Source organism: Coleofasciculus sp., from assembly GCF_046565525.1.
Lineage (GTDB): Bacteria > Cyanobacteriota > Cyanobacteriia > Cyanobacteriales > Coleofasciculaceae > Coleofasciculus.
This window is the reverse complement of record NZ_JBKHUP010000030.1, coordinates 1-13979: the sequence shown is the minus strand read 5'-3', so window position 1 is coordinate 13979 and position 13979 is coordinate 1. Positions and strand designations below refer to the sequence as shown.

At 44.1% G+C, this 13979-nt stretch carries 6 protein-coding genes and 1 pseudogene; 1 reads left to right on the top strand and 6 read right to left on the bottom strand.

Features of this window, described 5'->3' with window-relative positions:
- Window positions 1-427 precede the first annotated feature (427 nt).
- The 3 genes from ACLGGO_RS12860 to ACLGGO_RS12850 all read right to left on the bottom strand — a co-directional run bounded on the left by ACLGGO_RS12860 (window position 428) and on the right by ACLGGO_RS12850 (window position 2456).
- Window positions 428-1198, bottom strand: a complete 771-nt coding sequence (locus ACLGGO_RS12860) for a hypothetical protein (protein WP_446337152.1) — start codon at window positions 1196-1198, stop codon at window positions 428-430.
- A gap of 53 nt (window positions 1199-1251) precedes the next feature.
- Window positions 1252-1620 carry a Mo-dependent nitrogenase C-terminal domain-containing protein gene (locus ACLGGO_RS12855; protein ID WP_446337153.1) on the bottom strand — a complete coding sequence of 123 codons (369 nt, stop codon included), beginning with the start codon at window positions 1618-1620 and terminating at the stop codon, window positions 1252-1254.
- 599 nt (window positions 1621-2219) lie between these two features.
- On the bottom strand, window positions 2220-2456 hold the full coding sequence (locus ACLGGO_RS12850) for a hypothetical protein (protein ID WP_446419609.1): 237 nt from the start codon (window positions 2454-2456) through the stop codon (window positions 2220-2222).
- A 27-nt stretch (window positions 2457-2483) separates the two neighbouring features.
- On the opposite strand from ACLGGO_RS12850, the pseudogene ACLGGO_RS12845 reads away from it, so the two are divergent.
- Window positions 2484-2889 (top strand): annotated as a pseudogene (locus tag ACLGGO_RS12845) (hypothetical protein); the annotation flags it as partial.
- Between the two features lie 84 nt (window positions 2890-2973).
- Here the strand turns inward: ACLGGO_RS12845 and ACLGGO_RS12840 are convergent.
- The 3 genes from ACLGGO_RS12840 to ACLGGO_RS12830 all read right to left on the bottom strand — a co-directional run bounded on the left by ACLGGO_RS12840 (window position 2974) and on the right by ACLGGO_RS12830 (window position 13220).
- On the bottom strand, window positions 2974-10221 hold the full coding sequence (locus ACLGGO_RS12840; protein WP_446419608.1) for an amino acid adenylation domain-containing protein: 7248 nt from the start codon (window positions 10219-10221) through the stop codon (window positions 2974-2976).
- A gap of 173 nt (window positions 10222-10394) precedes the next feature.
- Window positions 10395-11225: an isocitrate lyase/PEP mutase family protein gene (locus ACLGGO_RS12835; protein WP_446419607.1), complete on the bottom strand. Its 831-nt coding sequence runs from the start codon at window positions 11223-11225 to the stop codon at window positions 10395-10397.
- A gap of 78 nt (window positions 11226-11303) precedes the next feature.
- Entirely contained in the window at window positions 11304-13220 is a 1917-nt protein-coding gene (locus ACLGGO_RS12830) for an AMP-binding protein (RefSeq protein WP_446419606.1), read from the bottom strand.
- Between the last annotated feature and the right edge of the window lie 759 nt (window positions 13221-13979).

The following is a 13979-nucleotide window of genomic DNA, read 5'->3' as shown; positions in this document are numbered from 1 at the left end:
CTCCTCAATCCATCCCAATTATTATCTTTGACCACGAGAGGTGACATCCTCCCACACCAGAATCTTTGATTTGGTGTGGGCTTCCAAGCTTCACAACTTGGATTTCCTGGTTTTTCCCTTGCGGGATTTCGACACTTACCTAGACTCAGACGAATACATTTGAGTCCCCGGTAGACCGTCTGCACAGGCAGTTTCCATTCCCGCGAGCCCCGCGGTACTAGTTAGTTTGATTTGCGTTGGTTGTTGATTATCGAATTCGTTACTCAACTCACACTGCAGCAATTTCAACTAGCTTTGTGAGCATCTATATCGAAGCCAATGTCAATTTACAACATTGAGGTTGGGGAAGTCCAGTGTATCCCAACGCCCCATTAAAAATTATGGCGTGGGTCTTATTGCTCCCCCTTTCCTCCCACAACTAGATAAATCACGTTAATACATTAAACCGTTGCAGTAATGTTTCTAATACCACAGGCAAAGTCTTTTGTAAATCCTCAGGTTGGCGAAATAATAACTGCTGGTGCTGGGGAACCTCAAAGGGAAATTGTCCTGGTAAGTCTTGGCGTTCCATCTGCACCAGCAAAATTTGTTCTCGGCGCTTGCTGGTTAGGGCGTAACCGATTTCGACACAGACTTGAGGGCTGGGGATCACGAGGGGTGTCTGTTCTCTGTCCAATTTCGCGATCGCGGTACCATCGGCGACAAACAGCAAACTCTTACGGATGTGGCGCATCTGGGTACTACTGAGGCGCATCGGTTCACCCGCAGGGCGACGGGACTGTTGTAGGGTTAGGGGGAGACGCGATCGCTGATTGAAACCCTCCAGGGTGTCATTGAGGCTATCCCGTAGCGCAACACTTGCACTAGAGCATTCAGTTTGATGACTCAAAAAGATAATCGGATCGAGTTGCGCCATCACCTCTTGCTTGGTGAAGTAAATCTCGTGGGAGATCAAATCAATATTGGAAATGGCATAGCCGCCGCTACCTTCGATGTAAAACTCTACCGTTTCCCCATCCAGGTAGCGCCCAAACCATTCCGATTCTTTGACATCCTGACTATCGTCTAAGAAGTCAGCCCTTAACCCGGACTTGAGCAAGCTGTTTTTGCTTAACCGCAGATCGTGAGGGCGTTTCTCCAGTTCTTTAATCGGTTCGTATTGCTGGAGATACCAGGCTTTCAGAGCAATGATTGCCATGCTGTGTGATAAAGGGTTCGACGCCTAACATTAAAATTCCCAGTCTTGGAATTTTAACAATAAGCGGAAATATCTTCACCACATTCATCTGCCAAATAGCACAGCGCCCGGAAGCGTAACCCTACCACTTCCTCATAGAAGGGATTCAGCTTACACAGAGGCGGAATGTGAAATAGGGTACGCCCAAATAGTTTAATGTCGCGCTCAAAGGGACATTGAGCGGGGATCAGATGGCAGATCAAGTGTGCCAGTTGGGGATTGTGTACTTCAACCCCATCAATCCACCGTTTAATTGGTTTGAGCAAATCAAACCGTTTTTTCGGTTGGGGAGGTTGGGTTGGGGTTGAGGACGGCTGTTTTGGCTCTATCCAAACCCATTTCGTAAAAATCAGTTTCTTTGCTGTAAAATCAGATACACTCATAAATCTTTCCTGTGCTATCAACAAACCAACTAAACCACTTGTTATCTACCTACAACTACTCTGGCATTTACACCGGATGAATGTCCGTAAAGGTTTAGTGAAGTTTCAGCGTGAATTTTGCACGTTCTGTAAACTTCAGACGAGCAAAAGCTAGTGGATTCAAGGTATTTCGGTTCTGTTGGTGATCCCCCAGATATTAAGAAAACTGGGTTCTATAGGCTGCTCTAATCAATAAGCAGCGCATCTTAAAAGCAGTATTTATAAAGCGTGACTGCGTTGTCAGCCAATACGCCAGGACGATTGATAAAAAAGCTGATAATTGTTGATTTATCCCCATTATCAAAGCTAGAGTGCTGATTTTCATGTTGCCAGAGGCTGAACTTGGGGGCACCAGTAATCTAACTGAAGTTCAGTTCACTCGCAGTAGCGGTGTCCGTGACACCACTTATAAGCATAACTCATTAAGGTTATCAGGTTAACTGATAGTTGAGGAAGCGATCGCAAAATCTTCGGGATTGCTCTGGTATCGGCGATTCATCGATATCCGCTCCATGGGGTCAGGTTGCCTCTGCTCAATCCCCTATCTGCCTATCTGGTAGTCACTCATCTGAGATCGGCAAAGGAATGCGATCGCGCCAGCGACTTTTTGCATAAATCTGAAATCGAGAGGCAATACGCACGATGGCTACACAGATACAGACACTGAGGAGGAATGGAACTAAAATAAGCATTTTGGATCGCCGAAACCTTTGATATAGCGTAGGGTGGGCATTGCCCACCAGCCAAAATTTCAGTTCATCAACCATGAAATCAACTAGCGCCGTTGTTCTGATCACAAGTGTATTTATGTTCAGTGGCGGTTCGATTTGCGAGACGTGCGGCAACAGGCGATCGCTCACTTGAATGAGTTTAATCTGTCTACAACCTTAGTCGTCACCCTGAAAAAGGGCTTGAATGATGGCGAAATTGGCAAAATTATCGACTTTGCTCTAAAACAGCGATGTGTACGCGGCGTCACCTTTCAACCTGTTGTGCTGCCTACCTCTGCTCTCTGTACCCGAAGGGTTCACCTATTAAAACATCTTTCGGATTATGATTGTGCAATTTATGGACGCCTACAACTTTGATGTGCGATCGGTTAAACGGTCTTGCATTCACATTGCCCATCCTGATGGACGAATTATCCCTTTTGATACCTATAATTTATTTTACAGAGAAGGCAGTGCTGGATATGAGAAAGTAATGCAGATGAATCAAGCACCATTGTAGAGACTAAAATGCAACGTCTGGAACATAAATGATGTGTCCTAACAGCCATGGCGGTTGCTATATTTTTGCTCATGATAATGATAATCAATAATTTTCTGTAACAGCCTGATCAATACAGGCTTTTAATTTTTCATAAAGTACCTGGACATAAGGGTCTTGGAAAAGAAAACTATGATAGCCGGGGACTTGATGAATTTCTAATCCTCCACCCGCCATTTTTTCTAATCCTGGTGATTGTTTGACCCACAACTCACTACACAAAAATAAGGTTATTTTACCCGGGTAGACTTGAGGAACGTAATTCCAATGAGCGGTATAAAAAGCGTCTATTAATTTACGATGTTGAACTTGAATAGGCAAATCAACATTTAGAACATTTGACTTCAATTTAAATTTACTTTGTATTTCTCGATACTTATTGATAATTTTTTTTCTGTTGTAATTGATGTTCCCTTGAATTTTTTTAAACAAATAATCAAACCCAAACTGCCGGAAATTGTACCAATAGAAATAAAACTCTAACTTAGGAGACTGCCAAATTGTGTCAATAAAAGCGAGTAATGCGACTTTCTGCCCTTGTGCCAAGATTTGTTGTGCCATTTCAAAGGCTATAGTGGAATCCGCACAGTAGGCGGCGATTAGATAAGGTCCTTGAGGTTTGATTTGACGCATATCTCGAACAAATTGCTTGGCAATATCTTGAATGCGTAGAGACGATAATTTTTGCTCATCTATATCCTCAAGTCCAAAAATACTCAATCCATAAATGGGTTGTTCATTCCCAAAATAAGTGCTGAGTTTTCTCGCCGCACTAGGCGAATTTGCAAAAAACAAGGGGGGCTTTAATCCATGGGGTTGAATTGGAACTATAGAGGATTTGGCACTTATATCTTTTTGAGAACGTAAAGAATTTGCAATTTCCTCAATAGTCGCCAGTTGAAACAGAGTAACCAAGGGAATATCTGTGCCAATTATTTTTTTAATTTGATTAACAAGCTGCACCGCCAGTAAGGAATGTCCGCCTAGCTCAAAGAAGTTGTCCCGAATGCTAATTGGCTGAACCCCTAAAACATTTTGCCAAATTTGAGTCAGTTTTATTTCTAAGTCGTCTCTGGGAGACACAAACGTTTCCGTTAATTCTAGTCTGGTTTGCTCCGGTTTAGGTAAGGCGCGGCGGTCAACTTTGCCATTGGCAGTTAGAGGGAGAGTATCCAACTGGACGAAAGCCGATGGCATCATGTAATCTGGGAGCTTAGTCTTGAGGAATGAGCGTAATTCAGCGGTAATTGATTGTTCTGAGTCAGAGACAAAATAGGCAATTAGACGTTTATTGCCCGGTTGGTCTTCTGTGGCAATAACCACAGTATCCTTGACTTGCGGATATTGATTTAATACCGCTTCAATTTCTCCTAACTCAATCCGAAACCCTCGCAGTTTAATTTGATTATCAACCCGACCTATAAATTCGATAGTGCCATCGACTCGATACCGCGCCAAGTCTCCGGTTTTGTACAAACGAGCATGGGGTTGATTGCTAAAAGGATTAGAAATAAATTTCTCCCCTGTTAATTCGGGGCGATTCAAATAACCTCTAGCTAATCCATCACCACCAATGTATAGTTCCCCGATAACACCGATGGGAACGGGTTGCCAATAAGCATCGAGAAGATAAACTTGGGTATTACTTATCGGACGACCAATGGAGATTGATAATTCAGTTTCTGGAAGCTGTTTGGGCAAACAATAGCAACAAGTAAAGGTCGTGTTTTCCGTCGGACCATATCCATTAATAATCTGAGTTGATGGCAAAGCCGCCAGTGCTTTTTTAACCGGGTTAACCGAGAGGGCTTCTCCGCCCGTGAGTAATTGTTGTACTCCCGATAACGCCTCGGCATCTTCAGCCACAATCGCATTAAATAATGCCGATGTTAGCCATAAGGTGGTGATGTTATGGGTGTGAATGACCTGTTTCAATGTCTGAGCCGTTGGCACAGTTTCAGGAAATAGGATGCACTGACCACCATGTAACAACGCTCCCCAAATCTCAAAGGTAGCCGCATCAAAGGAAATGGGTGCCATTTGTAACAATCGTTGTTTGCCATCAAGGTGGACATAATCGATGCCAAACAGTAGACGAATCACCCCTCGGTGCAGCACTTCTACGCCTTTGGGTTTGCCTGTGGAGCCGGAGGTATAGTTAATGTAGGCTAAGTTCTCAGAGGTGACACCCGTCAGCAGATTGTCTGGGCTTTGTTGAGAGATGATTTGCCACTGTGAATCTAAACAAATTAGTTGCGTATGGTTAACTGGAAGTTCTTGAGTTAAACTCTCCTGAGTCAGTAAAAGCTGAACTTGAGCATCTTCAAGCATATAGGTGATACGCTCAGTCGGATAAGTTGGGTCAATTGGCACATAAGCGCCTCCTGCTTTGAGAATCGCCAATAGTCCAACAATCATGTCTAGGGAACGTTCCACACAAATCCCCACTAAGTCTTCCGGTTGTACACCTAATGTTTGTAGATAATGTGCTAACTGATTTGCCCGATAATTCAACTCTCGATAGGTCAGGTGTTCCTGCTCAAATACTACAGCGACAGCATCAGGAGTTCTCTCAACTTGTGCTTCAAATAACTGATGAATACACTTATCCCTGGGATAATCGGTTTGAGTATTATTCCATTCCACTAATAACTGATGTCGTTGAGCTTCGGTTAATATCGGTAACTGGGAAACCGACTGTTCGGGATGAGCCACAATTCCTGCTAATAGGGTTTGAAACTGTTCACTCATTCGGGTAATCGTTTCCCCAGCAAATAAATCCTGGTTATATTCCCACACCCCCGTTAATCCTTGCTCGGTTTCCTGCATCGACAGGAGCAAATCAAATTTGGCAGTTTCGGTTTCAATCTCTAAGCGAGTCAAGGTAATTTCCGGTAACTCTAAGTTGCCTAGGGGAGCATTCTGTAAGACAAACACCACCTGAAATATTGGGCTATAACTTAAGGAACGTTCCGGTTGAATGGCTTCTACGAGTTTCTCAAAGGGTAAGTCTTGGTGAGCATAACCCTCTAATGCCACCTGCTTGACTTGAGCGAGTAATTCCTTGAAGCTAGGATTCCCTTCTAGGTTAATCCGTAAGGCTAGGGCATTGACAAAAAAGCCAATTAATGACTCAATCTCCCGCCGATTCCGATTGGCAATGGGAGAACCAATTACGATATCGGACTGGGAACTGTAGCGATAGAGTAAGGTGGCAAATCCTGCCAATAGGGTCATAAATAAAGTGGCTTCGGCTTTTTGGCTCAGACTTTTTAGCTGCTGGGTTAACTCCAGATTTAGCTGAAACCGTTGACGAGTTCCCCGAAAGGTTTGTTGAGAGGGTCGAGGGTAGTTCGTGGGCAGTTCTAATAAGGCGGGACTTCCCTGTAATTGCTTTTGCCAATAACTCAGTTGATTGTCTAAAACCTCTCCGGTTAACCAGTCTCGTTGCCAGATGGCAAAGTCAGCATATTGGATGGGAAGTGGGGCTAAGGGATTGGGTTTTCCCGTACAAAAGGCTTGATATAAACTGGATAATTCTCGAATCAATATGCCCATTGACCAGCCATCGGAGATGATGTGGTGTAGGGTCAAAAGTAAGATATGAGATTGGGGATTTAACCGCAGGAGTTTGACTCTGAATAAGGGGGCTTGGGTTAAGTTAAAGGGGGTTTTTGCTTCTTGTTGTATTCGCTGCTGAACTTGAGCAGATTGGGGGTCTATTTGTTGGTTGTCTAGGTCAATAATGGATAAGGTGAAATGGATATGAGGATCGATGATTTGTACGGGAGCCTCATTCACCAGTTGGAAACGGGTTCGTAGGGTTTCGTGACGTTGGATTAGGGTTTGTAGGCTTTGTTCGAGGGCGTTGCGATTGAGGTTTCCAGTTAGGTGTAAGGCGTAGGGTATATTATAAACGGCACTTTCGGTTTCAAACTGGTCAATAAACCATAGTCGCTGTTGGGCAAAGGATAGGGGGATTTTTTTTTCTCTGGTTACAGGTTGAATGACTTGAGACGCTTGACTCCATACCTTTGTTTCTAGATGCTTGCTTAATTCAGCAATAGTTGGTGATTCAAATAAACAGCGCAGTGGTAATTCCATTTCCCAACTTTGACGGATACGGGAAATCACTTGAGTGGCTAATAGAGAATGTCCTCCTAATTCAAAAAAGTTATCGTGAATTCCTATTGACTTGATTCTTAACACGGATGTCCAAATTTGAGCTAATTCTTCCTCAGTTGCGGTGCGTGGAGGAATAAAGTTGGTTGAGAGTATATCTTCTATTTCAGGTGCGGGTAAAGCACGGCGGTCAACTTTGCCATTGGGAGTGAGGGGAAGAGCCTCCAACTGGACAAAAGACGATGGCACCATGTAATCTGGGAGCTTAGTCTTGAGAAACGAGCGTAATTCAGCGGTAATTGATTGTTCGGAGTCAGAGACACAATAGGCAACTAAACGTTTATTCCCCCCTTGGTCTTCTGTGGCAATAACAACAGTATCTTTGACTTGCGGATATTGACTTAATACCGCTTCGATTTCTCCCAGTTCAATCCGGAAACCCCGCAGTTTAATTTGATTATCAATCCGACCCATAAATTCAATATTACCATCCGCTCGATACCGCGCTAAATCTCCGGTTTTGTACAAACGGGCATTGGGTTGATTGCTAAAAGGATTAGTAATAAATTTCTCTATTGTTAATTCGGGGCGATTCAAATAACCTCTAGCTAATCCATCACCGCCAATGTAGAGTTCCCCGATGACACCGATGGGAACGGGTTGCAGATAAGCGTCGAGAAGATAAACTTTTGTGTTATTTATCGGACGACCAATGGGGATTGATAATTCAGTGTCTTTCAGAGATTGAGGTAGAGAATAACAACAAGTAAATGTTGTGCTTTCTGTTGGACCATATCCATTAATAAGCTGAGTGGATGGCAACGTCGATAGTGCTTTTTTAACTGGGTTAACTGAGAGCGCTTCTCCACCTGTCAGTAATTGTTGGACTCCCGATAACGCCTCGACGTCTTGCTCAACAATGGAGTTAAACAGTGCCGATGTTAGCCATACTGTTGTGATGTTGTGAGTTTGAATGACCTGTCTTAATGTCTGAGCCGTTGGTACAGTTTCGGGAAAGAGAATGCACCGACTACCATGTAATAACGCTCCCCAAATCTCAAAGGTAGCCGCATCAAAGGAAATGGGTGCCATTTGTAACAACCGTTGTTTGCCATCTAGGTGGACATAATCGATGCCAAACAAGAGACGAATTACACCTCGGTGCAGCACTTCTACACCTTTGGGTTTACCTGTGGAGCCGGAGGTATAGTTAATGTAGGCTAAGTTATTAGTAGTGACAACAGTCACAGGATTTTCTGAGCTTTGTTGAGAGATGATTTGCCACTGTGAATCTAAACGAATGAGTTGAGTATTACCAAGGGGAATTTCTTTGACTAAACTGTCTTGAGTCAACAGCACACCGACTTGAGCATCTTCAAGCATATAAGCCAAGCGCTCAGTCGGATAAGTTGGGTCAAGGGGGACATAAGCTGCACCGGATTTGAGAATACCTAGAAGTCCAACAATCATGTCTAGGGAACGCTCAACACAGATACCGACTAAGCTTTCGGGTTTAACCCCTAATTGTTGCAGATAATGGGCTAATTGATTTGCCCGATGATTTAACTCTCGGTAAGTCAGTTGTTGTTGATTAAATACTACCGCGACAGCATCGGGTGTTTTCTCGACTTGCTCTTCAAATAACTGATGAATACATTTATCTTTGGGATAATCGGTTTGGGTATTATTCCATTCCACTAATAACTGATGCCGTTCAGCTTCCTTTAAAATGGGTAATCGACTGATTACCTGTACTGGCTGATTAATGATTCCCTCTAACAAGACTTGAAAATGATTGGCGATGCGTTGTATCGTTGTTTTATTGAATAAGTTTGTGTTGTATTCAAACTGACAAAACAGTCCCTCAGTTTTATCGATAATGTCTAAGGTCAAATCAAAAGCGGCAATGCCCCGATCAAACTGGCAATCAATAAATCTTAAATCCTGTAGGTTGACAATTTTATTCGGAACATTCCTTAACTGAAACAACACCTGAAACAAAGGAGTATGGCTTAAATCTCGTTCAGGTTGCAGTTCCTCTACTAATTTCTCAAAGGGTACATCTTGATTTTTATAGGCGGCTAAAGCCATCTCACGTACCCGACTCAACAGTTCTCGAAACGTAATAGTTCCCTGTATTTGCGTCCGCAAGACTAAGGTATTGATAAACACACCAATCAGTGGTTCTGTTTCCGTGCGATCGCGTCCAGCAATTGGAGTCCCGACAATTACGTCTTCTTGACCCGTGTAGCGATAGAGTAATGTTTGGAACGCCGCCAGCAGGGTCATAAATAAGGTTACCCCTTCCTGTTGACTCAATGCCTTTAGTGCATCACTCAAAGTCCTAGGTAAAATTAGAACTTCTTTGGCACCTCGGAAGGTTTGAATCGCTGCACGGGGTCGATCCGTGGGTAATTCGAGAACAGGTAATTCATCCCCTAGCTGCTGTTTCCAGTAAGCTAGCTGAGACTGTAACCCTTCTCCCTGAAACCGTTGTCTTTGCCATTGAGCAAAATCAGCATATTGAATAGGTAATTCGGGTAAAGAGTTGGGTTTACCTGTCGAAAATGCTTGATAAACTGCGGCAAGTTCCTGAATCAAAACCCCCATTGACCAGCCATCAAAAATAATATGATGGAAGGTCATTAATAAAATATGGTCTTCCTGAGATTTCTGTAATAAAGTTGCTCTAATTAAAGGTAATTGAGATAAATTAAACGGCTTTTGTGCCTCCTGAGTTGCCAGATGTTGAATTTCAGATTCTTGCTGGTTTTGGGGTAAATCGCTCAGGTCTATAATCGGCAGACTTAAGGTTAACGTCGGTATAATCACCTGAGTTAGCTGTCCATCGACTTCTGTAAACTTGGTGCGTAAAACGTCATGGCGACGTATAATTTCATTGAGACTTTGTTCGAGTACAGTGACATTTAACTGACCCGTGATGTGAATATTAGAAGGGCGATTATAGGCAGCATTTCCCGGCTCCAACTGGTCAAGAAACCACATTCTGGTTTGAGAAAAAGACAGCGGTATTGAGTCGCGATCGCAAAGTCGGGGGATAGACGTTTCGGCAGTAGTCTGGGCTGCTTTTTGTTTCAGTCGCTGCTCTAGCAATGCCCGTTTCGCGGGTGAGAGTTGGGCTATCTGGTTGTTAATATTGTTATTAGTCATTTGTCAAAACACTGATTTCACGGATTTATTGGAGAGATTGGGGTAGGGAGGTGAGAGCTTATTCATACACTGATTACACCGATAAATTTGTTCTCTATCAAGATATTTTTTCATTTTTCATACTCGAAGAGCGCGAGAAGCAAGCTACATCACTTGTCATTACCAACTGATTATTAATTCTTGCCAAACAGGTTTTGATTCAATAGCGCTGTACATTCTCCCACCCCTATTTGGTCTTTCGGCAAAAATCCATCTTGTTCTCGGAGTATTTGCATTTTTGTTTCTAATGCCGTCTGAGCCGCAAATAGACAAGGGGTACTATAATTGACGAGAGAAACACCCGCCGCCTTCAGTTCAGTCAAGCTACAGATTGGTGATTTCCCCCCAGCGATTTGGTTAAATACAATCGGCTTATTCAAATGACGTTTGAGGGTTTTAATCACGTCTAAACTTTTAATCCCATCCGCCAATATTGCATCGGCACCAGCTTCAGCGTAAGCTGTGGTTCTGCTGAGAATATCATCCATCTCAGTAGCATCGGTTCGCGCCACCACCACTAAATCTTTTCGGGTTGCCAGAACTCGTTTCAATTTTTGCAAAAAATCCGGCAACTCCATTAACAGTTTCCCGTCAAAGTGACCACATCGTCGCGGTCGTTTTTGGTCTTCAATAATTACACCCGAAGCACCAATTGATTCCAATAGGGACACAACATGACAAGCCACATCCGTATCCACATAGCCGTCATCAATATCCACGAGAATATGATGCTGCGGTAGCACGGTTTTTACTCGTTGGACAAAGGCGACAATATCAGACCAGGCAATAAAGCCAATGTCCGGTAAGCCGTAATAACTGGCAGCAAAACTAAACCCACTAATAAAAATACTGTCATAATACTTCCCCGCAATGGATGCCGAAAACACATCATAAACCCCCATAAACGGAATAATGTCTCGGGTTTTCAAGTCTTGGCGCAATTGACTGCCTAAATGATTGTTCATGTTCTAACTCATTTCCTGATTAACTTGTGTAAATATCCCTTGCTAATGACCAATGACCAATGACGATCTGTCCACCTATTACATCTGCTCCAGCAATCGTTGGGCTTCTTCCTCAGAAAGAGCGTCAATATCTGCTAACATATCCGCTAATTCCTCAGACTCCATAGCTTCTGCCTGACATTGAGCAATTTTCACCGCCATGCGAGCAACTGTGGGTTGTTGAAAGAAAACTAGGAACGATAAGTCTACCTGGAAAGCTTCTCTGACCCGATTGGTAATTTGAGTGGCGAGAATCGAATCTCCACCCAACTGGAAAAAGTTGTCATGAATTCCCACAGATTCCACTGCCAATACTTGAGTCCAAATTTGCACTAACTCCGCTTCAATACCCGTGCGCGGCGGAGTATAGTCAGGACGAGGGGCAATTGGATCAGAGGCAGTGAGTCCCAGTTTTTCAGCCAAACCAATCCGTTGCCGTTTACCCGTTGGTCCTTTGGGAATTTCATCAACAAATAGCACCACACGGGGAACTTTAAACTCAGCCAATCGCTCGGCGGCAAACTCTTTAATGTCTTGCTCTGTTACCGATGCATTTTCATGCAAAACGACTGCCGCTGCCACATCTTCGCCTAATAATGTGTGAGGAGCGGCAAATGTCACCACCTGATCAATAGCTGGATGATCCAGTAACACTTCATCCACTTCGCGGGGGGAAATTTTTTCGCCAGCTCGATTAATAATTTCCTTAATTCGCCCCTTGAGAAATAAATACTGATCGGCATCTAAATAACCCAAATCCCCAGTGCGGAACCAACCCTTAGTAAAGGCTTTTTCATTGGCGTCGGGATTATTTTCATAGCCTTGAGTCACATTTGCGCCCCGAATCACCACTTCTCCAACAGTTTCTAAAGGGAGCAAGTTACCCGTTTCATCCATAATCCCTAATTCTGGACCAGCTGCAATACCAACAGAACCCGGCTTTCGCACTTGGGGCGGTAACGGATTACTTGCCATTTGATGAGAGGCTTCGGTCATCCCATAGGATTCAATTACAGGAGCCTTGAATGCCTCCTCTAACGCTGCCATAATTTGAGGGGGTAAAGGTGCCGAAGAGGAACGAATCAACCGGATGGGACAGCGTTCTATGATTTCACGATTCGCTTCCACCCGTGCCAATATCCCTTGGTGCATGGTGGGAACTGCTGAATACCAAGTGGGTTTAAATTCATCCACCCAGGTAAAAAATTGAGGCGCATAAAACCCAGGGCTACAAACCACACTTGCCCCCGCACTCAGGGATGATAACAAGGCGCCAATTAAGCCATGAATATGAAACAGAGGCATAACATTCAAACAGCGATCGCTAGGTTCGAGATTCAGGGCGACACGAATGTTCTGGGCAGAGGTGCAGAGGTTACGGTGAGTCAATGGCACCATTTTGGGGCGGGATGTGGTGCCGGAGGTATGTAAAATTAATGCCACATCATCGGGTTGGGCAAATTCCCCCAGATTCAGATCACCCGGTTGACCCCCTGTCAGAGTAAACAGTCCGGCTGCGGCGTCGAGTTGGGGAGACAGTTCTAGAATGGGAATTCCACGTGCTTGGGCAACCTCTTTGGCGGGTTCAGCGACTCCCGACTGAGTAATCAGGACTTTGGCATTGAGATCCGACAAATAAAAGTCAAATTCCTGGGCGCGATAGGTGGGATTCAGGGGGGCGCAGGTTGCACCAGAGGCTACCCCCAGAAACGCCATCGCCATTTCCGGACCATTGGCAAGAGCGATCGCCACTCGGTCATTACGACTTATACCCATGGCGTTTAAGGTGGTGACAACCTGCTGGAGATGATGCCAAACCCCCTGATAGGTCAGGGGGATACGCCCAGGTGCCGTTATCGCGATCGCATCAGGATTTTTCTGGGCTTGATTGTTGAATAGACTGGGAATACACGGATTAGCTGAAAGCTCTGAGATTTGTTGGTCAAGAGGACTCATTTTTTTTCAACTTTAATCATTGCAGAATGCTCCAATAAAAAAGAACCCAAGCCCTAAATATAAAGGGGATTATCAAAGCGGATTTAGGAACACATCTGTACAAAAAACACAAAATACAAAGATAACCCTATCCTGAGATGTGGAATTTATCACTTATCGGCAAATCTCTGAATTGACTAAGTGTAGTGAATTTAATCCATTACTTTTTCTCGTTACTGTTGATTCTTCTTCATCAGACTAGCTCTGAGCCGAGTATAATGAGAAGTAGCTATACTTAATTCTTAATAAATCTTTATAAACTGGACTTTGGACAACTATAGATCTATATAGGGGCTGCTGACTAGGTCTTGTGGTGGGGGGAAGAGGCAGGAGGCAGGGCGTCAGCTGAATTCATCAAATAAGGTGTGCTACGCCACTACAAACCGGATCAGATTTGATGGCATCCTATCAACATTGTAGAGACGTACCATGGTACGTCTCTACAATGTTGATACAGCGCTTTGCGCTGTAATAAAGTACAGTCGATCAAAGTCCCCCTTTTTAAGCAGGGGGATGCGAGGGGGATCGACAATGTACCGCATAGCAGAGCAAACTGCTGTATCCTCAGAAGAATGGCACTGAAAATTTGCCTTTTTGGATCGCCCGAACTCTTGATATACCGTAGGGTGGGTTGAGCGAAGCCGGTGGGTTGAGCGAAGCCGGTGGGTTGAGCGAAGCCGGTGGGTTGAGCGAAGCCGGTGGGTTGAGCGAAGCCGGTGG

Bases quoted from the DNA above. Each gene is read 5' to 3' on its own strand.
- ACLGGO_RS12860 (WP_446337152.1), bottom strand. From the start codon at position 1,198: ATGGCAATCATTGCTCTGAAAGCCTGGTATCTCCAGCAATACGAACCG.
- ACLGGO_RS12855 (WP_446337153.1), bottom strand. From the start codon at position 1,620: ATGAGTGTATCTGATTTTACAGCAAAGAAACTGATTTTTACGAAATGG.
- ACLGGO_RS12840 (WP_446419608.1), bottom strand. From the start codon at position 10,221: ATGACTAATAACAATATTAACAACCAGATAGCCCAACTCTCACCCGCG.
- ACLGGO_RS12835 (WP_446419607.1), bottom strand. From the start codon at position 11,225: ATGAACAATCATTTAGGCAGTCAATTGCGCCAAGACTTGAAAACCCGA.
- ACLGGO_RS12830 (WP_446419606.1), bottom strand. From the start codon at position 13,220: ATGAGTCCTCTTGACCAACAAATCTCAGAGCTTTCAGCTAATCCGTGT.